We start from the raw sequence: 22,685 nt of genomic DNA, 5'->3' as shown, positions 1-22,685 counted from the left end.
GACAAGACCAGAAACTATCTTGGGAGATAGTGCCATTTGTATTAACCCTAAGGATGAACGTTTTACTCATCTAAAAGGAAAAAAGGCTATTGTTCCTTTATGTGATAGGGTAATCCCTATTATAGAGGATACCTATGTAGATATGGAGTTTGGTACTGGTTGTTTAAAAGTTACTCCAGCACATGATATTAATGATAAAGCCTTAGGGGAGAAGCATAACTTAGAAATTATAGATATTTTTAATGAAGATGCATCCCTAAATAGTTTTGGATTGCATTACCAGGGTAAAGATCGTTTTGTTGTTCGTAAAGAAATTTCTAAAGAATTAGAAGAAAAAGGGTTTTTAATAAAAACGGAACAACATATAAATAAAGTAGGTACTTCGGAAAGAACCAAAGCGGTTATTGAACCTCGACTTTCGGATCAGTGGTTCTTAAAAATGGAAGACTTAGCAAAACCTGCTTTGGATGCTGTACTAAAAACGAATGAAGTAAAATTATTTCCTAAGAAATTTGAAAATACATACCGCCATTGGATGGAGAATATTCGCGATTGGAATATTTCTAGACAACTATGGTGGGGTCAGCAAATACCTGCTTTTTATTTTGGAGATGGACATGAAGATTTTGTGGTTGCAGAAACCATGGAAGAAGCCTTAGAATTAGCAAAATTTAAATCAGGAAAAGCAGATTTAACTTCAGCGGATTTAAGGCAAGATGCAGATGTGTTAGATACTTGGTTTTCTTCTTGGTTATGGCCTATAAGTGTTTTTGGTGGTATTTTGGAACCAGAAAATGAAGAAATTCAATATTACTACCCTACTAATGATTTAGTAACGGGTCCAGATATTTTGTTTTTCTGGGTTGCTCGTATGATTGTTTCGGGCTATGAATATAGAGATGAAAGACCTTTTGAAAATGTTTATTTCACAGGTCTAGTTCGTGATAAACAACGTCGTAAAATGTCTAAATCATTGGGGAATTCACCCGATGCTTTAAAACTTATAGAAGATTACGGTGCAGATGGTGTTCGTGTTGGTTTATTATTAAGTGCGGCTGCCGGAAATGATTTAATGTTTGATGAGTCTCTATGTCAGCAAGGAAAGAATTTTGCAAATAAAATTTGGAATGGTTTCCGCTTAGTAAAAGGATGGGAAATAGAAGATTTACCACAGCCTGAAGCCTCCAAATTAGGAATAGAATGGTACACTGCTAAATTCAATGCAACGCTATTAGAGATAGAAGATCATTTTAGTAAGTATAGAATTTCAGATGCCTTAATGTCGATTTATAAATTGGTTTGGGACGATTATAGTTCTTGGTTGTTAGAAATAATAAAACCTGCATACCAAAAGCCTATAGATAAAACGACATTCAATGCGGTAATTAATTTGTTTGAGCAAAACTTAAAATTACTACATCCTTTTATGCCGTTTTTAACAGAGGAGGTATGGCAACATATTACAGAAAGAACACCAGAGGAAGCCTTAATGGTATCTCAATGGCCAAAAACGGTAACGGTAAATGAAGATATACTCACGGGTTTTAATTTTGCGGCAGACATTGTGGCAGGAGTTCGTACAATCCGTAAAGAGAAGAATATACCAATGAAAGAAGCCTTGTCTCTTTCTGTATTAAATACAGAAAAAGCAAGTAAAGAGTGGGATACGGTAATACGTAAACTTACCAATGTAGATACTATTGATTATGTAGATGTTGCTGTAGATGGTGCTTTAACTTTTAGGGTAAAAAGTAACGAATATTTTATACCTATGGAAGGAGCAATAGATATAGAAGCGGAAAAAATAAAAATTGCAGAAGAATTAAAGTACACTAAAGGCTTTTTAATGTCTGTTCAGAAAAAACTTTCTAATGAGCGTTTTGTAAATAACGCTCCAGAGCAAGTAATTGCAATTGAAAGAAAGAAACTGGCAGATGCAGAGGCTAAAATAGAAACTTTGGAAAAGAGTTTAGCGAGTTTAGGGTAATAAACAGTAACATCAAAATTCTTGTCCTATTTCTTCATTTTCAGATGTAAAGGGCATTAATTTTTCGATGACTGTAAATGGGACTGAAACTGAAAAGGGAAGTAGTAGCTTAATAATTACGAGTTTGGTAAAATTAATTAGCTATGTGCCTGGAATAAGGATTTAAACTCTGGAGATATTTTATTGTCCGGTACACCATTTAAGCGAGCAGATAAGATGAATTCTGGTGATGAAGTGATAGTTTGTTTAGAAGGAGAGCAAATGTTACAAATAAAAGTAAAATAAAGAGCAAAAATTTTTAAATCTTAAGTCGTAAAATTAAGAGACAGATTCTTATCTTTAAGAAAAACATTTTCTTATGGTAAAATTTGTTTCTTTTATTTTGTGCTTATCTTCTATTTCTGCTTATACACAAGAGGAGAAAAAAGAAATATTACCTAAAGAAATTCAAATACAAACAGCAGTATTTCCTGCTCCTGAGGAAGATAGAGATGGAGCCAAAGTTTATGGTTATGATACTGTTGGTAATTTCGTGGTGTTACGAGAGGGGAATAATAATTTAGTGTGTTTAGCAGATAACCCTAATAAGAAAGGAGTAAGTGTTTCTTGTTATTCCATACAATTAGAGCCTTTTATGGCTCGTGGAAGGGAATTAGCAGCGGAAGGAAAAAATTATAAAGAGAAAAGAGAAATACGTGGTGCTGAGGTTGCTTCTGGGAAAATTAAAATGCCAAAAGAACCAAGCATGACATACATATATTTTGGGAGTGAAGCTACTTATGATAAAAGTACAGGAGAGCTTGGTGACGGTCAATTTAGGTATGTTATTTATACGCCATTTGCAACAACAGAATCTACAGGTTTACCAAGTAAGCCGCATGCAAAAGGAATGCCTTGGTTAATGGATCCAGGTACTTTTAGAGCGCATATTATGGTAGGGCCATTTTAAAGAAAATCTTATTAAGTTTAGTAAAATGTTTAATATAAATTCAATGTATGGATTATAGTTTGGACGACCTTTTAAAAGCAAAAACACGAAAGGATCTTGTTAAAGTTGCTAGCAATAAAAACATTGATGTGGATAATGTGGTTCGCAATTTAAAGTATGAAATGGAACTTGTGAAACTGCAAAGTGAATTGGTTCTATTACAAAATTGGGTAACAAAAAATAATCTACGAGTGGCTATTCTCTTTGAAGGAAGAGATGCAGCTGGTAAAGGCGGGTCTATAAAAAGGTTTATGGAACATTTAAACCCTCGTTCTTCAAGAGTCGTGGCTTTGTCTAAACCAACGGATAACGAACGAGGGCAATGGTATTTTAGGAGATATATTAAAGAGCTACCTAATCCAGGGGAAATAGTTTTTTTCGATAGAAGTTGGTATAATAGAGCCGTGGTAGAACCTGTTATGGGTTTTTGTTCCGAAAAACAGTATCAGAAATTTATGGTACAAGTCCCAGAGTTTGAACATTTGTTATATGAAGATGGAGTGATTTTAATAAAATTTTGGTTTTCTATTTCTAAAGAAGTGCAACAAAAAAGATTTAATGCACGACTTAAAAACCCTTTAAAAAAGTGGAAGTTTAGCCCAGTAGATATGAAAGGACAAGAGTTGTGGGACAAATACACATACTATAAAGAGCAGATGTTTACTAAAACGCACACTAATTTTAGTCCATGGATTATTGTAAAGACTAACGATAAAAAAACAGCTCGTTTGGAGAGTATGCGTTACTTATTATCCAATTTTGATTATTCAGATACTAAAGAAGATAACGATAGTATTATTCAGCCAGACCCTAATGTTATTGTAAGATATTACAGAAACGCTAAACAAATAGATATTTAAGATGAACCTAGACAAAGAAGATAAAATCACGGAGAAAGATTTAGAGCTTTTAAATTCTAAGTTAGGGTTAAGAAGCCTTTTTGCAAATAAGAATATAGATTTAAAAAAAACATTAAAAGAGGTTAAGTATGAAAATCGTTTAAGAGAACTTCAGGAAGAATTAGTTAAGTTACAAACCTGGGCAATTAAAAATGGTAAAAAAATTGTTATACTTTTTGAAGGGAGAGATGCAGCAGGGAAAGGAGGGGCAATACGTAGAGTTACGGCTCATATTAATCCTAGATATTTTAGAGTTGTAGCATTGAACAAACCTTCTGAAGATGAGGAAGGGCAATGGTATTTTCAACGCTATGTTAATAAATTGCCAGAGCCAGGAAAAATAGTTCTGTTTGATAGAAGTTGGTATAATAGAGCAGTAGTAGAACCAGTAAATGGATTTTGTTCCGATGAAAATTATAATATTTTTATGTCTCAGGTGAATGATTTTGAAAAAATGATAATTCAATCGAACACCTACTTAATTAAATTTTATTTTTCCATAACAAAAGAAGAGCAAGAAAAAAGATTTACAGATATAAAGAAGAGTGATTTAAAGCGTTGGAAAATGTCTGCTGTAGATGAAAGAGCTCAGCTTCTTTGGGATGATTATACTAAATATAAGGAAGTGATGCTAAAGGAAACTAATTCAGAGCATGCACCGTGGGTAATTATAGAGGCAAATAAAAAAACTATTGCTAGAATACAGGCGATAGAGCATATATTAAAAACAATACCATACAAAGAGTAACCACGTAACTATCTAGGGGCATTTTTAAACTCTTTTTGAACGAGTTTAATATATTCTTTCATAGCCTTTTCCGTGCTAATTTTTTTTGCTTGTATTAAAGCATTAGCTTTAAAAGCATTTATTAAAGGGGTTTTGCTGCCAGGGTTACTATAATTTTTATTCGCTATTTTAAAATAGGCATAAAGCTTTAGTAATAAATCTGCAGGAATAGGTTCTTGATAATTGTTAATAAAATCAACCGCCTTATTAAAATTAATATGTAGTTTTTCCTTTTTCATTGGTGTCTACAAAAGAGGCAATACATGTTTGGGCTCCTTTTACCTTTTGGTTTAACTTTACGGTAATTGCGCAATCTAAAGGTAAGTATAAGTCAACTCTAGAGCCAAATTTAATAAACCCAGCATCATCACCTTGTTGAACACTATCCCCTTTTTGGGCATAATTTACAATTCTTCGTGCTAAAGCTCCGGCAACCTGTCTATAAAGAATATCTCCAAATTTTGGGGTGTTTATTACAACGGTTGTGCGTTCATTTTCCTCGCTGGCCTTAGGATGCCAGGCTACTAAATATTTTCCGGGATGGTATTTAGAATATTTTATACTTCCACTAGCAGGATATCTAGTCACATGTACGTTTACGGGAGACATAAATATAGAGACTTGTTTTCTCTTGCCTTTAAAATATTCGTTTTCTTCAACTTCTTCAATTACAACTACTTTTCCGTCCACAGGAGAAAGAATATCATCAAATGTTTTGTTGGCATTTCTTTTTGGGTTTCTAAAAAATTGCAGGATAAGCACTAAAATAATTATAGCTGCTATTTGCAAGCCCCATCGTAAAAAGATATTACCAAGAAAATACTGTGCAGACAAAATAATTGCACTAACAATAAAAAATGTAGTTAAAATTATAGTTTGTCCCTCTTTATGAAACATAAGTAAATATATATAAAGTTAAATAGGCAAAAGGTGCCGCAAATATTAAACTATCTAATCTATCGAGCATTCCTCCATGACCAGGAAGAATTGCACCGCTATCTTTTACTTTAGCGACTCTTTTAAATTTAGATTCAATTAAATCTCCAAGACTACCAGTAATTACAATTACGGAGGCTAAAATCATCCATTGCAGTGGGTCAATAAGAGTTTCGAACTTCCCCATTATAAAAGCAGCTAAAATTGCAAATATAAAGCCTCCAAGGGAACCTTCCACAGTTTTTTTAGGGGAAACGGCAGAATATAATTTTGTTCGCCCTAAACTACGACCAACTAAATAAGCAAAAGTATCATTAACCCAAATGAGAATGAATATACCCATAATTAAGAGTTTTGCAAATTCATTGTCTTTATAGGGTATCATGGTTAGGAAAATGCATCCACCACCTACATAAAATAATCCGATGATAAATTTTTGAATACGATTAAAGAGTTTTTTCTTTTTAGAGAATAGAAAAAACAAAAGAGCAATATCTATTGCTATAGTAATAAACATTAATATATTTATTAGAACCTGGTCATTAACCAAGTATATATAAGCCCACCAAAGGGCTAAATAGGCAATAAAAATATAGTATCCCTTTAAGTGCACTAGTTTTTTGTACTCATATAGGCATGCAAGACCAAAAGTCATAAAAAGAAAATCGAAGGCATCTGAATTTAGGAATACAGCAGATAGCAGTAAAATTATATATACGGCTCCTGTTAATGCCCTTCTTAAAATTTCTTTCATAGTTCTATAGGTCTTCTAGGAATAAGAGATATAGATTTTTTGTGGTGCTACCGTATGTTAAGAAATCGTCTGAGTTTTCTTCTGTAGCTTGAAAATGTTTTATTGTTGTAATATTAGCCGGAATTTGATGGCCATATTTCTTTTTTATAGTCTTAAGGCCTTCTCCTATAGATTCTACAAGTTGACTGGTAGTTGCAAAAACAATAAGATTATCGGGAAGTTCGTTTAGTTTTTTTTCATTTAGCTGATTAGAGCAAACTAAAATAGATCCATTTTGTGCAATAAGATGCTCGCAAGTGGTAAAAAAAACTTCGCTTTCATTTGCCTTTTCAGTGAATTTTATTTTCTCTTTTGAGAACTTATTTTGAAGCTGCTTATTCATTACAAAAAATGAATTATCCTCCCAATTATTTTCTTGAATGATATTTTTTAGTGCCTGTGAAATTTCTTTAAAGGAATCGCAATACAAAAATTTACCACCATTTTTTTTAAAATGAATGGTAAATTTTTCATCTACAGGGAGATCTAAATCTGGCATATGAACACCTCTAGTTTCCGCAGTTTCCTTGGAAATTTTCTTTTTGCCTCCGCCAAAAAGTATATCAAATAGCCCCATTTAAATATTTAAACTTCTTTTGTTAACCAGTTATAATATAAATGGACAACGAATAAATTGGTTATTTATTTTCTATTTCTTTTTCTTCTGTGTCATTATCAGAAGAAGGTTCTGTTTTTACATCTTCAATAATTGTTGCATCTTCTATTATAACATCTTCAGCAAAAGGCCTTTTTCCAAAAATCTTTTCTAAATCTTCTTTAAAGATAACCTCTTTTTCTAAAAGACGCTCTGCTAAAATAGTAAGTTTGTCTTTATGTTCTGTTAAAACATCAATAGCTCTTAAATACTGTTCTTCTATAATTTTAGAAATCTCTACATCTATTTTTCTAGCAGTTTCTTCACTATATGGTTTAGAAAAACCGTAAGAATCTTGACCCGCAGAATCGTAATACGTTATGTTTCCTATTTCTTCATTAAGGCCATAAACGGTAACCATAGCTCTTGCTTGTTTTGTTACCTTTTCTAAATCGCTTAAAGCACCTGTAGAAATTTTATTAAAGATTACTTTTTCTGCAGCTCTTCCTCCTAGGGTAGCACACATTTCATCTAACATTTGCTCTGGGCGTACAATTAATCTTTCTTCAGGTAAATACCAGGCAGCTCCTAAAGACTGTCCTCTTGGTACTATTGTAACTTTTACCAAAGGTGCAGCATGCTCCAGCATCCAACTAGTTGTTGCGTGGCCAGCTTCATGGTAAGCAATTGTTTTCTTTTCTCCTGGAGTGATAATTTTATTCTTTTTCTCTAGTCCGCCAACAATTCTATCAACTGCGTCTAAGAAATCTTGCTTGTCTACCGCTTTCTTTTCATTTCTAGCAGCAATTAAAGCTGCTTCATTACAAACATTAGCAATATCTGCTCCAGAGAACCCAGGTGTTTGTTTTGCTAAGAAATCTAAATCTAAAGTTTCTAGTGTTTTAATTGGTCTTAAGTGAACTTCAAATATTTCTTTACGTTCTCTAATGTCTGGTAAGTCTACATATATTTGGCGATCAAATCTACCAGCACGCATAAGTGCTTTGTCTAATACATCAGCTCTGTTTGTTGCGGCTAATACAATAACGTTTGTGTTTGTACCAAAACCATCCATCTCTGTTAAGAGTTGGTTTAATGTATTCTCTCTTTCATCATTAGAACCGGTGACATTATTTTTTCCTCTTGCTCTACCAATGGCATCAATTTCATCAATAAAAATAATGGCAGGAGATTTATCTTTTGCTTGTTTAAAAAGGTCTCTTACTCTAGAAGCACCTACACCTACAAACATTTCAACAAAATCAGAACCTGATAAAGAGAAAAAAGGAACTTTTGCTTCTCCGGCAACTGCTTTTGCTAATAAAGTTTTACCTGTTCCTGGGGGGCCAACTAAAAGAGCTCCTTTTGGAATTTTACCCCCTAAAGAGGTGTATTTGTCTGGGTTTCTTAAGAACTCTACAATTTCTTCTACTTCTTCTTTTGCGCCCTCTAAACCAGCAACATCTTTAAAGGAAGTTCTTGTATCTGTTTTTTCGTCAAAAAGCTTGGCTTTAGATTTACCGATATTGAATATTTGGCCACCAGCGCCGCCGCCGCCGCCGCCAGACATTCTTCGCATCAAATAAATCCAAATACCTATAATAAGTACAAAAGGTAGTAAGGATAATAATAAATCTGCAAGAATGTTAGTCTCTTTGCCGAATTCTACTACCGTATCTAAATTGTTTTCTTTTTTAATATCGGTGATTTCATTTTGAAAAATTTGAAGATCACCATAATCTAATGTGTATTGAGGTACAGAACCAGAAGAAGGAATCATAGGTTTTGTCGCAACATTTTTATGTACGTCTTTTTCTAATGCTTCTGCAGTTAAAAAAACTTTAGCCTGGTTGGTATTGGTGATAATTAATATCTTATCAACATCTCCATTAAGTAAGTAGCCTTGTAAATCGGAAGTAGTGGTTTTCTCAGCGCTTGAGAAATTTTCACTATTAAAATATTGAAAGCCAATAAGTAATATGGCAATTAAGCCATATATCCACCAAGAGTTAAATTTAGGTTTCTTTGTATTTGTATTGTTATCTTTTGCCATTCTTTCTCTTAATTATTAATACTACTTTCAATGGTAGTGAATTTTGCATCGCCCCACAATCCTTCTATGTCGTAATACTCGCGTACTTGTTTCTGAAAAACATGTACTACTACATTGACATAATCCATAAGTACCCATTCTGCATTATCTTCGCCTTCTACGTGCCAAGGTTTGTCTTTAATAGTTTTACTTACAATTTTCTGGATAGAGCCGACTATTGCTTTTACGTGCGTGTTAGATGTACCATTACATATTATAAAATAGTCGCACACGGTATTTTCAATTTCTCTTAAATCAAGTAAATTTATATCAATTCCTTTTACTTCTTCTATTCCTTGTAAAATTAATGCAATTAACTCATCTGGACTAGCTTTTCCTTTTTGCATTTAAAAATTTTAGTTTATACAAAGTTATTATTTTTTTGTTCTTTTAACCCTAGTTTTTAACAATACATTTAAGTTTGCTAAAAAAAGATACTAATGGAGTTAATCAAACTTAGTGCCACGGACTCTACAAACGCCTATTTAAAGGACTTAATGTTATCTAATTCTTTAAAAGATTTTACCACGGTTGTAACCGAAAACCAACTGTCGGGTAGAGGGCAAATGGGTACTGTTTGGGATTCTGAAGGTGGTAAAAACCTCACTTTTAGTGTTTTAAAGAAATTTAATAATTTTTATATATTAGATCAATTTCTACTTAGTATTTGCGTTTCTCTTTCTATTTATAATACATTAAGTAAGTTACATCTTCCTAATTTGTCTGTAAAATGGCCTAACGACATTCTGTCAGGTAATTCAAAAATTTGTGGAATTCTTCTGGAAAATTCACTTTCTGGAAATAAAATACAGACTTCTGTTGTAGGAATTGGATTAAATGTAAATCAAATAGTTTTCAATAACTTAAATAACGTATCTTCTTTAAAATTGTTGTTAGGGAAAAACTTTCATTTGGAAGAGTTATTACAGAAGTTACTTACAGATTTAAAAGTGAATTTGGATAATATGCATAATGTTGCAAAAGAAAAATTATTTTCGGACTATGAGAACATTATGTTTAGAAAAAATAAGCCATCTACTTTTGAAGACCCTAACGGAAATCTCTTTATGGGTTTTATTAAAGGAATCTCTAGTCAAGGTAAATTATTGATAGAGTTAGAGGATAAAATTGTAAAAGAATTTGGTTTAAAAGAAATTAAACTTTTATACTAAATCTTAGTAAGGTTATCTGCTAAAGTTCCCATGAAATTTGTGATAGGAGATTTTATCATCATAGCCATCATAGCATTAAATTCCCCTGAAAAGCTTAAAATAACTTCACTTTCGTTATCGCTAACACTTGTGATGTCTGCAGTTAGCGTAAAAGGTAATTTTTCGCTAGCCGCTCCTAAAACTAATTGGCTGTTAGGTGTTTGAGATTTTCTTTCTAAAACAATCTCTGGCATCCCTTTTAGTCCAAACAAAAAACGATCCGAATTCAGAACTTCGAATTTAGCGATATTATCTGGCATCAATTGTTCAAAATTTTCAAGATTAGTTAAAAAATCAAACGTTGCTTTATCGCCTTTTGTAACTTTCTTTTTTGGAGTTTCTAAAAACATACTTATTTATTGGTTCCATGTAGAAGGGCTTTTGCGCCATTCCATCAAGGTGTTTAATTGTTCTTCTTTTATATATCCGGTGTTAGAGGCTTGTTCCATAAGATGGGCATAGTCTCCTAAAGTGTGTAATTCCACATTATTTTCAGCGAAATTTTTAACAGCTTCATCAAAACCATAGGTGAATACGGCAATCATGCCTTTTATATTCGCATTTTCTTCTCTTAAGGCTGCTACAGCATTTAAGCTACTCATACCTGTACTTATTAAATCTTCTATAACAACTACAGTTTGGTTTGCTTCTAAATAACCTTCTATTTGGTTTTTTCGACCATGAGATTTAGGTTCTGGCCTTACATAAATGAAAGGCAGCCCTAAATAATCAGCAACTAAAGCTCCCATGCCAATAGCCCCTGTTGCTACGCCAGCAATGACATCGGGCTTTCCGTATAGGGCCTCTACTTGTTTTGCTATTTCTTCCTTAATGTAATTACGAATTACCGGATAAGAAAGTATAATTCTATTGTCACAATAAATTGGTGATTTCCATCCAGAAGCCCATGTAAAAGGATTTTCAGGATTCAACTTTATTGCATTAATTTGCAGTAGAAGCTCTGCTGTTTTTTTAGCTGTGTTTTTATCTAAAACCATGACGCAAATGTATAAAGTTTTTGTGAATGAATTGCCTCTGATATTAACAAATAAAATATCGGATACCGCTGATGGTAAATATTTTTTATTAAATGGTACGGCTATACAAGAGGCAATCGATGCTTTGTCTAAGAAAAAATTAACAAAAGCTTTTATCTATCATCCTAATAAAGAGGAGATTCTTAAGAAATTTACAGATAAAATACCTTTAGTTGTTGCTGCCGGTGGGGTGGTTACAAATAAGAAAGGCAAAGTGCTTTTTATTTATAGAAATGATAAATGGGATTTACCAAAGGGGAAACTAGATAAAGGGGAGACTATCGAAGAATGTGCTATCCGGGAAGTAGAAGAGGAGACAGGAGTACAAAATCTGAAAATAGAGAATTTTTTAAAAACAACCTATCATGTCTTTAAACGGAATGGTAAGTATAAGTTAAAGGAAGTGCATTGGTATGCCATGAAGACCAATTTCAAGGGCGATTTAATAGGGCAAAAGGAAGAAGGAATAGAAAAAGTAAAATGGAAAGGCCCAAAAAAAATACAAAAAGCACTACAAAATTCGTACACCAATATTAAAATTTTATTTGAAGAATAATAACTTAGGTAAAATCTAGTCGGTTTTTGGAACTCTGTAAATAGGGTAATTTAAATATGCGTCTTCGTAATGTTTCGATTTTTTGTAAAGCCAATCTAATTGTGCATACCAATTTTTAGAAAAACTGCTGTCTATTATTTTTTTAGAATAAAACGCTTTTCGCAATACAGAATCTTTTTGTAGCATTTCTATGGCGGTATCTTCAAAAACATACGGAGAAAAACCTTCTTTTTGTTGTAAAATAGTATCGAAATAATTCCAATTAAAAAAGGAGTCAACACAGGCTGGTTCTAGAGTTTCTAGTATATATCTAATGCCTTTTTGGTTGGTTGGTATACGTATATCTCCTTTAAAAACTAAGGTTTCTTTTTTAGTTTTGCTTACACTAGTATTGTAATGTAGATAATGCCCTTCGTATGGAGATTTAGAAGTGCTGTAATTTTTAATTCTATACCTTTCTAATATTATGACGCTATCTTTTTCTATTGTGCTATAGGTAATGTTGTTTAGGTCTAATAAGCTCAAAATTTTAGTCCATTCTTTTTTTATAATATAGGCTTCTGGAATGGGTATGGAATCTGTTGCTTCGTAATAGTTTTGGTAGGTAATTTCTTTAGTAAATGGTTTGCTTCTATCGTATTTTAATCTTGGTAGCCCAGTAACTTCACTGGTTATAGTATCTGCTTTAAATCCCTTAAAATTTAATGTACTAGATTTTAAAGTGTCTATTTTCCATGCAATAGGGTAGTGTTCTAGTTGAGAGAAATAATGGTTACTTTTTTCTCTTGAGGCCTTAATTTTCGCTCCATCTTCTTCCGCTAAATGGATTGCATCTTTTAATAGAATATATGTTCCTTCTACTCTTTTGTTGTAAGGTTTAAGCATGTGTGTTTCTACCATCATACCTAGTGAGTTCCATAGAGATGTGTAGCCTGTTGAATATCGAGGGTGGTCTATAAATTGCGAGAAACCATTTTCAGGAACTTGGTTAAACACATTGACATACGGTGTAATATCCCAATTATTTTCAGATAATTTTTTTTCTAATTTAGGCATAAATTGTTTGTGTAAATAAGTGCCTAATTCGCCTCCTAATTTGTTGTGCTGAGTAAAAAGATGTGTTAGAGTGTATTGGTAGTCTGCCCCATTACTAACATGGTTGTCTATAAAAATATCTGGTTGTACTAAATGAAATATTTGTGCAAAAGTTTTTGCGTTTTTTGTGTCTGATTTGATGAAATCTCTATTTAAATCATAATTCAGAGCATTACCTCTAAAACCGTATTCTTTTGGACCGTTTTGGTTAGCTCTAGAAGAGGTATTTCTGTTTAAAGCACCACCGATATTGTAAATAGGAATGGTTGTTATAATGGTATTTTTTGGAGAAGCTATTTTTTTGGTAGCTAGATCCCGGTATAATAGCATGGTGGCGTCAATACCATCGCTTTCGCCAGGATGAATGCCATTGTTAATTAATAGAGTAGTTTTTTCTTTATCTAGTTTATTAAAATTAAACTCACCGTCTGGATTGTAAGTAACTAAGTGTAATGGGTATCCGCTATCGGTTTTTCCAATAGTTTGTACATTAATTTCGGAGAATTCTTTAGCTAAATCTAAGTAGAATTCTATTACTTGTTCGTAAGTGGCAGTTTCTTTGTAACTAGATTCTTCGTAAGGAGTGGAGAATTCTTTAGTATTTTCATTCGTTATTGTTTCACAAGAAATATAAAGTATTGCAAGTAAAAAAATTAAGAGTTTTCTCATTTTACGAACTATTTTAGGGTGTATTTTTTTTACAGTACCGTAAAAATAAGTAAAATCTCTAGGATAAAGTGTTATACTACTTTGGTAATCTGTTCTATTTCATCCCTTTTAATAGGTTTGTTGTTAAACGTTATTAAATGATGGGTTTGTGATTTATAGAGTTCCCAGTTTTTGCGATCTAGATCGTCTATGGAAGAAGTAACAATATTAACTCTTATAGCTTGGGTAATTGGTAGTTTTATGAATTCTTCTAAAAATTGCCATCCATCCATGATGGGCATATTAATATCTAAAAAAATAACTTGAGGTAACTGCGTCTTATTTTGTACCATGGCAGTAATTCCATCAATGGCATCTTTGCCGTTTACAAATTTACTAATGACTTTACAGTCCGTTACTAGGCTTAGCATTTTTTGAATACCAAAAACTGTTATCGGGTCATCGTCTATTATGCAGATAGAATTAATTTTTTTCATTAAAATATATATTAAAAGTGGTTCCCTTATTTACTTGGCTAGACACGGTTATTTTTCCATTCATGGCTTCTACTTGATTCTTTGTAATGTATAAGCCTATTCCTCTAGAATCTTTGTGTTTGTGGAAGGTTTTGTACATACCGAAAAGTTTGTTTCCGTACTTTTTAAGATCAATTCCTAGTCCGTTATCTGTAATACTAACCACGGAGTAATTACCTTCTTTAGATATGCTAATTTTTATTACGGGGTCTTTGTCTGGGTTTTTGTATTTAACGCTATTGGTAATAAAATTCATAAATATGCTATCTACATATGCTGGAATAACTTTTATTTCAGCATTTTTTGGTATTTCATTAATTATTGTTGCTTTATTCTTTTTAATATAGGCGGATAAATTTTGTTTTACACTTTCTACTTTATTATTTAAGTTGATAGGTGTTTTATCCAGATTAATATTGCTACTTATGGCAACAACCTCGTTAAGATTATCTAGCGTATCTAGTAAATTGTCCGATGCATTTCTAAGCATATTTAGAATACTTTCTTTTTCTGCTTCTTCCTTTTCGTTAACTAAAAAATCTAGTAGCATCGAAAAATTAGCAGTGTGCGACCTTAAATTGTGAGAAACAATATGAGCAAAATTAATTAGTTTTTTATTTTGCAAAGAGGTAACATTTATTAAGTCTCTTAACTCCTTCTCTTTTTGTTTTAAATGTGTTATATCTGTACTTATCCCTACAATACCATAAGCATCGCCATTATTATCGGTAAGAGGAATTTTAGAGGTAAGAAAAGTGGTAATTGTACCGTCTTTTTTAATACTAACAGTTTCTTTACCTAGAATAGGTTTAAGAGATTTTATAACACTAATATCATCTTTTCTATTTTCTTGAGCGACTTCTTTTTTAAAGAAATCAAAATCGGTTTTGCCTAATAATTCATCTGGAGCGTTAACCCCCATATATTCACACTCAGCCTTATTTACTAATATTTTTCTAGATTCTGTATCTTTAATATAAACGTTTAATGGTAAATTGTCTATTAAGGTTTTTAGTAAATGCTCATTTTCCTTAGTTTTTATTTTGGAATGTACTTGGTTATCTATATCGTGTATAGTTCCAAGTAAGCCCTGAAATTCATCGTTTTTGTATATAGGTTTACCAGTAGAGACAACCCATTTACTTGTTCCATTAGTAGTGGTTACTTCTAGTTTTTCGGACCAAGAAGTACCTTTGGTCATGGCGTTATGAATTGCCATAGATATTCTATTTCTACTAAATCCGTCTTTGTAGAATTCTATAATTGAATCTAGTGATAAATCTATATTTTCTGTTACGTCATGAATTTCTTTACTCACATCGCACCAATTTCCTTTTTGCGTTAGTGCATCATATCCCCATGTGCCAATTTTAGCAATTTCGGATTTTTCATGAAGTATCGTTTCTAATTTCTTTATCCGCAATTCCTCAATAGTTCTAGAGGTTATGTTTTCTGCTTGTATTATGGCTCCTATAACATTCTCATTGTCATCATACCAGGGGATATTAGACCATTCAAACCATTGGTTGTTATTATTCTGGTCTTTTATTTTTGTGGTAAATAATTCGCTGGGTTGTCCTGTAAAGCATTTTTCAAGGATTATTTTCCAATCCTGATTGTTTGCATTAAAAAGAGTGAAAATAGATTTGCCAAAGACTACATTATTTTTAAAATAAAAACCATTAATCCATTGATCAGACGCATGTATAACCTCGAACTTTTTGTTGATAAAAGCAGTGGCTTTTGGTAATTGTTTTATTAAATAATTGTTCGCAACTTTTAAATCCTTCTTCAGCATTTTGTCGTATTTTCCTACTAAAGTAATATGATTATGCAAAATATCTGAAGGTTTGTTGTGAACAGGCTAAAAGGAGTTGTGTTCTGTTAGATAAACAATGGCAAAGGTATATAATTTTAGCTCATGAAAGTATTTTCCTACGAAATAACATAAAAAAAGATAAATGAGTACCTTTTAAAAACAAGGGTTTTCGTTTGTCTTGTAAGAATTATTTTTTAACTATAACTGTGGGTGGAACAAGAATGGTGTAGTCGCCACCATTACGAATTACGTCTCTTACAATAGAGGAGCTAATAAAAGATTTGCCAGAAGAAGTAAGTAGGAATACCGTTTCTATCTCCGCTAGTTTTCTGTTGGTATGGGCAATGGCTTTTTCGAATTCAAAATCAGCAGGATTCCGTAATCCACGTAAAATAAACGCTGCATTTTCTTTTTTGCAAAAATCAACAGTTAAACCTTCGTAGGTAAGTATCTTAATTTTAGGTTCGTTTTTAAAAGCTTCTGTAATAAAACTAATCCTTTCTTCTAGGCTAAACATGTATTTTTTATCCGCATTCTTTCCTATGGCAATAATAAGTTCATCAAAAAGGGGTAGTCCTCTTTCTATAATATCTTGATGGCCCAATGTTAGTGGATCAAAGGATCCTGGGAAAATTGCTCGTCTCATACGGTAAAATTACATGTTTTATTGCAATACTTCGTCAATAGCATTTTTAAATAAATCTCCTAAGGATATCCCTGCTTTTTGGGCTTGCTCAGGTAGAATACTTTCTGTTGTTAGGCCAGGAGTAGTGTTCATTTCTAACATATAGGGTTCGTCCCCTATAAAAATAAATTCGCTTCTAGAAAAACCTTTCATTTTTAAAACATCATACGCCTTTTTTGCAGCTTTAATAACGTTTTCTTCTTGTATTTTACTTAATCTTGCTGGAGTTATTTCTTTAGATTTACCTTCATATTTTGCTTCATAATCAAAGAAGTCGTTTTCCGTAACAATTTCAGTGATAGGTAATACTTTAGTTTCTCCTTTATATTTTATAACACCTACAGAGACCTCTGTTCCATTAAGGAAGCTTTCGATGATTATTTCATCATCCTCTTTGTAAGCATTGTCAATAGCAGCTTGTAAATCTTCTTTCTTATGTACTTTAGAAATGCCAAAACTACTACCTGCTTTATTAGCTTTTACGAAGCAAGGGAGTTTCACTTTGTTAATAATTGCGTCTTCATCAATCGTATCTCCTAAATTTAAATAGTAAGATGCTGCGGATTTAATTCCGTAGGCTTTTAAAACACTTAGTAAATCTCTTTTGTTAAATGTTAAAGCAGCTTGGTAGTAATCGCATGAGGTTTGCGGTATTCCTAATAATTCAAAATATCCTTGCATAAGTCCGTCTTCTCCTGGGGAACCATGAATGGCATTAAAAACACAATCGAAATGAATAGTTTTATTATTTATTAAAACAGAAAAATCGTCTTTGTTAACGAGGTGTTCTGTATTGTCTGGAGCTACATAAATCCACTTATCTTTAAATATATGAATGCGGTAAGCGTCAAAAAAAGCTTTATCTAAATACTCATAAACAACAGTACCACTCTTTAAAGATATTTTGTATTCGCTAGAGTAACCGCCCATTATAATGGCTACTTTCTTTTTCATATGAATCTGTAATTACTTTTTTCTAAATTAAATAACAATACTTCAAAGTAAAGAAAAAAGCAATCCGTTTCCTATATTTGTCAGGTCAATTATACTCCATGAGAAATTTATTTAGATTTTTAAAAAGTAAATCTTTTTTAATTCAACTAGGTTTAGCCCTAGTTGTCTTAGTAATTTTAATATTTGTAATGTTACGTTGGTTGAACGGCACTACTAATCATGGGGAGTTTGTAGAAGTTCCAGATTTTGCTAAAATGTCTGTAATGGATATGCGTAAATCGGTAGAAGAAGCTGGGTTGCGTTATGAGGTGTTAGATTCTGCGAATTATAATCCCGATTATCCACGATTTTCTATTATTGAGCAAAATCCAGAGGCTGGTAATAAAGTAAAAGAGAATAGAAAAATATATTTTACGGTTAATCCTTCGGGCTATAAAAAGGTTACAGTACCTAAAATTATACAAGTAACACAGAGGAATGCTACTTCTATGTTGCGTGCTGTAGGCTTAGATGTACAAAGAGTTACCTATATAAATGAACTTGGTAAAGACATGGTGTATACTATAAAGTATAAAGGAAAAATGATTAAACCAGGAGATAAGCTACCAAAGACTTCTAAAGTAGAGTTGGTGTGCGGGAATGGTAATATTACGTCAAGAGCACAAATTAAGTCAGATTCAGAATAATATATGGTACCAATAGAAGAAGGCCCAGAGCCAAATGAAGGAGAACTTTATGAGCATCATAAAGTAGTAGCATCTAAAGGACAAGAACCACTACGAGTAGATAAATTTTTAATGAATTTTATTGAAAATGCTACTCGAAATAAAATTCAACAATCTGCACGAGGAGGACATATTTGGGTGAATGATAAGGTGGTAAAGCAGAACTATAAGGTAAAAGCTGGGGACGAAGTAAAAGTACTTTTTGAGCACCCTCCACACGAATTTTTACTGGTTCCTGAAGATATTCCTATAGATGTTGTTTATGAGGATGATGTACTTATGGTGGTCAATAAACCTGCAGGCATGGTAGTACATCCTGGACATGGTAATTATTCTGGAACCCTTATTAACGCTCTTATTTTTCATGTAGATAATTTACCAGCAAATAGTAATGAACGCCCAGGATTAGTACATAGAATAGATAAAGATACCTCGGGTCTTTTGGTTATAGCTAAGACAGAAGCAGCCATGACTCATTTGTCCAAGCAGTTTTTCGATAAAACATCCGAAAGAGAATATGTAGCCTTAGTTTGGGGGAACGTAGAAGAGGATGAAGGCACTGTCGAAGGTCATGTAGGTAGGCATCCTAAAAATAGATTGCAAATGCATGTTTTTCCGGAAGGAGAACAGGGGAAAGAGGCAGTCACTCATTATAAGGTCATAGAACGTTTGGGGTATGTTACTTTAGTTTCTTGCAAGTTAGAAACAGGAAGAACACACCAAATTAGAGTTCATATGAAACATATTGGACATACGCTTTTTAATGATGAACGGTATGGTGGAGAAAGAATTTTAAAAGGAACCACATTTACCAAGTACAAGCAATTTGTAGATAACGCTTTTAAGATTTTACCACGACAGGCGTTACATGCAAAAACCTTAGGTTTTGTGCATCCGGTAACGGGAGAAAAAATGAGTTTTGACTCTGAAATTCCAGAAGATATAGCTAATTGTATTGAAAAATGGAAGCAATACACAAAAAATAGCCAGTAGTATAAATTTCATCAATAATAGTATTGAAAAGTCTTTTCATTGGAGCTAGTTAATCTAGTGAATCCTTATTATTTTTATATTCTAATTTGTAAGAAAATGAAAATTGTTATTTCTCCGGCAAAGTCATTGGACTTTGATACTAAATTGCCAACAGGAAAATTTACACAGCCTAAATTTATCGAAGAATCGGTAAAGTTGAACAAGGTTTTGGCTAAGAAAAAACCTAAAGATTTGTCCGAGCTAATGCATATTTCGGATAAGTTAGCGCAGCTAAACTGGCAAAGAAATCAAGATTTTTCTGTTCCTTTTACAACGAGTAATGCAAGACCCGCTGTTTATGCTTTTAGTGGCGATGTGTATCAAGGTTTAGATGCCTATAGTTTGGATGAAAACAAGTTAGATACGTTACAAAAATCGTTACGTATATTATCTGGTTTGTATGGCATACTTAAGCCATTAGATTTAATACAGCCCTATAGATTAGAAATGGGAACAAAGTTAAAAGTTGGAAGAAATAGTAATTTGTACGAATTTTGGAAAAAAGAACTTACTGCTCATTTAAATTCGGAATTAGAGGATGGTGAACTTTTTGTAAATCTTGCTAGTAACGAATATTTTTTTTCTATTGATGTAAAGTCTCTAAAAACTCCTGTGATAACGCCAATTTTTAAAGATTGGAAAAATGATAAGCTGAAAATAATTAGCTTCTATGCTAAGAAAGCAAGAGGTTCTATGGTTCGTTATATTGTAAATACCAATGCAGTTACTTTAGAAGATATTAAAGGTTTTAATCTAGACGATTATCAATTTAGCCAGGCACATACATTAAAAGAAAACGAGCCCGTTTTTATTAGGTAGACCAATAAATTTTGGATTATATTCTTTTTCTTTCTGCTGTTTGTTTGCGTTTTTTGTTGCTCTTAATTTTAGTATTTCCAAATTTATAACGGAAGCCTAAGGTTAATAATCTTGTTTCTGGTCTGTAGTTCCAAGTGCTATATTGGTCAGCGAAATTAATAGTACTAAATATGTTCCCTTGTTTAAATATATCTGTAACTCCTAGAGAGGCGCTAGCTTTATTTTTCCAAAAAGATTTACGTATCGAAACGCTAAATTCATTATACCCAGATTGCACACTATTTTTATCGCTTAATTTAGAAAGATAATCAAAAGAAAAATCAGCCGTTAAGCTACGATCTTGTAAAAATGTAAAGGTGTTAATAGTTCTAAGAAAAAAAGACCAAACGCCATTGTCATATAATTGGTTTGTATTTATATCATTAAATCTATTTTCACTAAAGAAATAAGAAGACAAAACATAACAGTTCCAACTTTTTGTTACGTCTTTGTAGTATGAAAAGTCTAACCCATAAGAAAATTCACTTTCTAGGTTAGAACTTATTAAACGTACAATGTTTAGGTTGTTATCTTGAAAAGTGAGTTGGCTTAAATAGTTTTTTTCTTTACGTATATAAGCTTCAAAGTAATATTCATTATTATGTGCATAATTCAATGCTAAAAAGCTCCTATAGGAAGGTTTTAAATTAGGGTCACCTTCTTTAACAGTGAAATTATTTAAAAAAGATTGATATGGGTTTATGTCCTCATATCTAGGTCTGTAAATACGCCTATAGGCGTAAAGATTAAATTGGTCTTTTTTATTTGCGGTATACAAAATAGAAAAAGAAGGAAACAACTCTAAATAAGATTTTTTGGTTTTGGTAGCTAAGGTACGTTCTATGCCAAGTGTTTTCGTTTGTTCTACACGTAACCCAGTATTTAGTTCCCATTTTTTCCATTCCTTAGCGAAAGAGGTGTAGGCAGCAAAAACATCTTCATTATAGGTGAAATTTCCACGGTCTGTTAACGTAAAGTTTGTTGTGTTCTGATTAACCCCATTTTGGTTTATATAGCTTTCGGAATCTATAAAAGCATAGCGGGTTCCTACTTCAAAAGTAGCTTTTTTGCCTATAGGGTATGTTAAATCTATTTGGATGTTAAATAAATCTATTTGTTGGTTTGCGTCAGTGGTAAAGCTATTTTCATTGATTTTGTTACCAGTGTTGTTATAAAAGTTAGTGTAGCTTTGTTGGTTATTTTTGTTTTTAAAATAGGTGTAATGTGTCGCAAAAGAAAGTGTGGCTCCTTTTTTTGCTAGTTTGCGTTTAAAATCTACATAAATAGAAGAATTTAGCTTGGGCTTTTGAGTTTTGTTTTCTGTATAAAAACTAGAATTTACTAGGTTATTTACATCATTAATAGATACCTTAGAAGTGTAGGGTTTGTCAAATTTTGGTTGCCAGCTGTTTAAGGAGGAAATGCTAATAGTGTTTTTTTTGTTTAGTGTGTAGTCTAAGAAAAGGTTGGCGGTATGTATTTTTTCATACCTATGAAAATCTCGATTTTCATTCCATATAGTACTAATATTATTAGCATCTGTAAAATTGGTGATATATTTATTTCTTATGATTTTCTTAGAATCTATGTAGCTATAATTCATAGAAAAGGAAATATCTTTCCCCTTAAAAAAATTATCAAAACCAACGGTGTGTTTTGGTAATACACCTAATTTGTATCTATTAAATAGGGATCCGGTATAACCAGGAGTTATGTCTTTAGACATTTTTATATTTATCAGCATACCGCCTTCGGCACTGTATTTAGCAGGTGGTGTAGTAATTACTTCTATACTTTCTACATTAGTAGCCATAGTACCAGAAAGTAAATTCATAATATCATTTTTAGGCAAGTTTATCTTTTTACCATTAATCATTACACCTACATCACCAGAGCCTTTTATGGTTAATTTATCCTTTAAAATAAGTACGCCAGGCGTTTTTTTTAAAACATCTTCTAGGCTAACATCTACAAGCGTTGTGTTTTTAATGTTAAAAATTAATCGGTCAGCTTTGCGTTGTACTGTTGGTGATTTTGCAATTACTGTTGCGCCTTCGAGGGTATTAATGTTATTAATGTAAAGAACCCCAATGTTTAAATCTTTATAGAGATGTATTTCTTTATATTCGGAAGTGTTCCCTATGTAACTAGCACTTATTAGGTAAGCACCTTCTTTGATACTGTTTATTTTAAAATCTCCGTTTTCTTCAGAAATAGCTCCTTTTACAATGGTAGTATCTTTAGCATTATAAACCATAATATTTGCTAAGTATATACCAGTTTTATTACTGTTATTTACAGTGCCTGTTAGTATGTAATCTTGCCCATAACTACTGGAATTTAAAAAAAATAAACTTAGAGTTATAGCTAGTAATATTTTAGTTTTTAGCGGTTTTATGTTCTGGTAAAGTACAGTTGGGTGTAGTCTCATTTAAAAATATAAATAGTTGAG

General features: G+C 32.4%; 23 protein-coding genes. 9 read left to right on the top strand and 14 right to left on the bottom strand.

The genetic code is table 11. The features are described 5' to 3' along the window. From QZZ51_RS06585 to ppk2 (QZZ51_RS06570), 4 genes are all read left to right on the top strand, one after another. Nucleotides 1-1,987: valine--tRNA ligase (locus QZZ51_RS06585; RefSeq protein WP_291867606.1), on the top strand; the 1,987-nt coding region annotated here is incomplete at its 5' end. A 358-nt stretch (nt 1,988-2,345) separates the two neighbouring features. After that, nucleotides 2,346-2,936: a hypothetical protein gene (locus QZZ51_RS06580; protein WP_291867604.1), complete on the top strand. Its 591-nt coding sequence runs from the start codon at nt 2,346-2,348 to the stop codon at nt 2,934-2,936. A gap of 47 nt (nt 2,937-2,983) precedes the next feature. Further along, entirely contained in the window at nt 2,984-3,835 is an 852-nt protein-coding gene (gene ppk2 / locus QZZ51_RS06575) for a polyphosphate kinase 2 (RefSeq protein ID WP_291867601.1), read from the top strand. Nucleotide 3,836: 1 nt separating this feature from the next. Next, nucleotides 3,837-4,622: a polyphosphate kinase 2 gene (ppk2, locus tag QZZ51_RS06570; RefSeq protein ID WP_291867599.1), complete on the top strand. Its 786-nt coding sequence runs from the start codon at nt 3,837-3,839 to the stop codon at nt 4,620-4,622. An 8-nt stretch (nt 4,623-4,630) separates the two neighbouring features. Here the strand turns inward: ppk2 (QZZ51_RS06570) and QZZ51_RS06565 are convergent, their stop codons facing one another. The 6 genes from QZZ51_RS06565 to rsfS all read right to left on the bottom strand — a co-directional run bounded on the left by QZZ51_RS06565 (nt 4,631) and on the right by rsfS (nt 9,424). Further along, complete coding sequence (locus tag QZZ51_RS06565) at nt 4,631-4,900, bottom strand: acyl-CoA-binding protein (protein ID WP_291867597.1); 270 nt, start codon at nt 4,898-4,900, stop codon at nt 4,631-4,633. Continuing rightward, nucleotides 4,875-5,558 (bottom strand): phosphatidylserine decarboxylase family protein, encoded by a 684-nt coding sequence (locus tag QZZ51_RS06560; RefSeq protein WP_291867594.1) that lies wholly within the window; start codon nt 5,556-5,558, stop codon nt 4,875-4,877. Before QZZ51_RS06560 ends, QZZ51_RS06565 begins: the two co-directional genes overlap by 26 nt. After that, the gene (locus QZZ51_RS06555; RefSeq protein WP_291867592.1) at nt 5,548-6,351 is read right to left on the bottom strand and encodes a phosphatidate cytidylyltransferase; all 804 of its coding nucleotides are present in this window, start codon (nt 6,349-6,351) and stop codon (nt 5,548-5,550) included. Before QZZ51_RS06555 ends, QZZ51_RS06560 begins: the two co-directional genes overlap by 11 nt. A 4-nt stretch (nt 6,352-6,355) precedes the next feature. Continuing rightward, the gene (locus QZZ51_RS06550) at nt 6,356-6,967 is read right to left on the bottom strand and encodes an LUD domain-containing protein (protein WP_291867590.1); all 612 of its coding nucleotides are present in this window, start codon (nt 6,965-6,967) and stop codon (nt 6,356-6,358) included. Nucleotides 6,968-7,028: 61 nt separating this feature from the next. Further along, the gene (ftsH, locus tag QZZ51_RS06545) at nt 7,029-9,038 is read right to left on the bottom strand and encodes an ATP-dependent zinc metalloprotease FtsH (RefSeq protein ID WP_291867587.1); all 2,010 of its coding nucleotides are present in this window, start codon (nt 9,036-9,038) and stop codon (nt 7,029-7,031) included. Between the two features lie 8 nt (nt 9,039-9,046). Then, the gene (rsfS, locus tag QZZ51_RS06540; protein WP_291867584.1) at nt 9,047-9,424 is read right to left on the bottom strand and encodes a ribosome silencing factor; all 378 of its coding nucleotides are present in this window, start codon (nt 9,422-9,424) and stop codon (nt 9,047-9,049) included. A gap of 93 nt (nt 9,425-9,517) precedes the next feature. On the opposite strand from rsfS, the gene QZZ51_RS06535 reads away from it, so the two are divergent. Continuing rightward, nucleotides 9,518-10,249, top strand: coding sequence for a biotin--[acetyl-CoA-carboxylase] ligase (locus QZZ51_RS06535; RefSeq protein WP_291867580.1), 732 nt, complete (start codon nt 9,518-9,520; stop codon nt 10,247-10,249). Here QZZ51_RS06535 and QZZ51_RS06530 read toward each other — a convergent pair. Together QZZ51_RS06530 and pyrE are read right to left on the bottom strand one after the other, a co-directional pair. Further along, a complete protein-coding gene (locus tag QZZ51_RS06530) occupies nt 10,246-10,638 on the bottom strand; it encodes an SRPBCC family protein (protein WP_291867577.1) in 393 nt (130 codons plus the stop codon). The genes QZZ51_RS06535 and QZZ51_RS06530 overlap by 4 nt on opposite strands. A 6-nt stretch (nt 10,639-10,644) precedes the next feature. Next, nucleotides 10,645-11,286, bottom strand: a complete 642-nt coding sequence (pyrE, locus tag QZZ51_RS06525) for an orotate phosphoribosyltransferase (protein ID WP_291867574.1) — start codon at nt 11,284-11,286, stop codon at nt 10,645-10,647. Nucleotides 11,287-11,293: 7 nt separating this feature from the next. On the opposite strand from pyrE, the gene QZZ51_RS06520 reads away from it, so the two are divergent. Continuing rightward, a complete protein-coding gene (locus tag QZZ51_RS06520) occupies nt 11,294-11,881 on the top strand; it encodes an NUDIX hydrolase (protein WP_291867572.1) in 588 nt (195 codons plus the stop codon). Between the two features lie 15 nt (nt 11,882-11,896). Here QZZ51_RS06520 and QZZ51_RS06515 read toward each other — a convergent pair whose 3' ends face one another. The 5 genes from QZZ51_RS06515 to QZZ51_RS06495 form a co-directional block, all read right to left on the bottom strand. Then, nucleotides 11,897-13,645, bottom strand: a complete 1,749-nt coding sequence (locus QZZ51_RS06515) for a M14 family metallopeptidase (RefSeq protein WP_291867570.1) — start codon at nt 13,643-13,645, stop codon at nt 11,897-11,899. Between the two features lie 71 nt (nt 13,646-13,716). Beyond that, nucleotides 13,717-14,121, bottom strand: a complete 405-nt coding sequence (locus QZZ51_RS06510) for a response regulator (RefSeq protein WP_291867569.1) — start codon at nt 14,119-14,121, stop codon at nt 13,717-13,719. Continuing rightward, on the bottom strand, nt 14,108-15,958 hold the full coding sequence (locus tag QZZ51_RS06505) for a PAS domain S-box protein (protein ID WP_291867566.1): 1,851 nt from the start codon (nt 15,956-15,958) through the stop codon (nt 14,108-14,110). The genes QZZ51_RS06510 and QZZ51_RS06505 overlap by 14 nt, the downstream gene beginning before the upstream one ends. A 208-nt stretch (nt 15,959-16,166) precedes the next feature. After that, on the bottom strand, nt 16,167-16,625 hold the full coding sequence (coaD, locus tag QZZ51_RS06500; protein ID WP_291867565.1) for a pantetheine-phosphate adenylyltransferase: 459 nt from the start codon (nt 16,623-16,625) through the stop codon (nt 16,167-16,169). An 18-nt stretch (nt 16,626-16,643) separates the two neighbouring features. Further along, nucleotides 16,644-17,618, bottom strand: a complete 975-nt coding sequence (locus QZZ51_RS06495; RefSeq protein WP_291867563.1) for a D-alanine--D-alanine ligase — start codon at nt 17,616-17,618, stop codon at nt 16,644-16,646. A 98-nt stretch (nt 17,619-17,716) separates the two neighbouring features. Here QZZ51_RS06495 and QZZ51_RS06490 point away from each other — a divergent pair, with 98 nt between their 5' ends. The 3 genes from QZZ51_RS06490 (at nt 17,717) to yaaA (ending at nt 20,194) form a co-directional block, all read left to right on the top strand. Next, the gene (locus QZZ51_RS06490) at nt 17,717-18,304 is read left to right on the top strand and encodes a PASTA domain-containing protein (RefSeq protein ID WP_291867561.1); all 588 of its coding nucleotides are present in this window, start codon (nt 17,717-17,719) and stop codon (nt 18,302-18,304) included. Between the two features lie 3 nt (nt 18,305-18,307). Then, nucleotides 18,308-19,336, top strand: a complete 1,029-nt coding sequence (locus QZZ51_RS06485) for an RluA family pseudouridine synthase (protein WP_291867558.1) — start codon at nt 18,308-18,310, stop codon at nt 19,334-19,336. A 96-nt stretch (nt 19,337-19,432) separates the two neighbouring features. Next, nucleotides 19,433-20,194 carry a peroxide stress protein YaaA gene (gene yaaA, locus QZZ51_RS06480; RefSeq protein ID WP_291867556.1) on the top strand — a complete coding sequence of 254 codons (762 nt, stop codon included), beginning with the start codon at nt 19,433-19,435 and terminating at the stop codon, nt 20,192-20,194. A 16-nt stretch (nt 20,195-20,210) separates the two neighbouring features. Here yaaA and QZZ51_RS06475 read toward each other — a convergent pair whose 3' ends face one another. Continuing rightward, complete coding sequence (locus tag QZZ51_RS06475) at nt 20,211-22,664, bottom strand: outer membrane beta-barrel family protein (RefSeq protein WP_291867553.1); 2,454 nt, start codon at nt 22,662-22,664, stop codon at nt 20,211-20,213. Nucleotides 22,665-22,685: the final 21 nt, after the last annotated feature.

It is taken from the genome of Maribacter sp. (genome assembly GCF_016744255.1).
Lineage (GTDB): Bacteria > Bacteroidota > Bacteroidia > Flavobacteriales > Flavobacteriaceae > Maribacter_B.
This window is presented reverse-complemented; position numbering and strand designations above follow the sequence as displayed.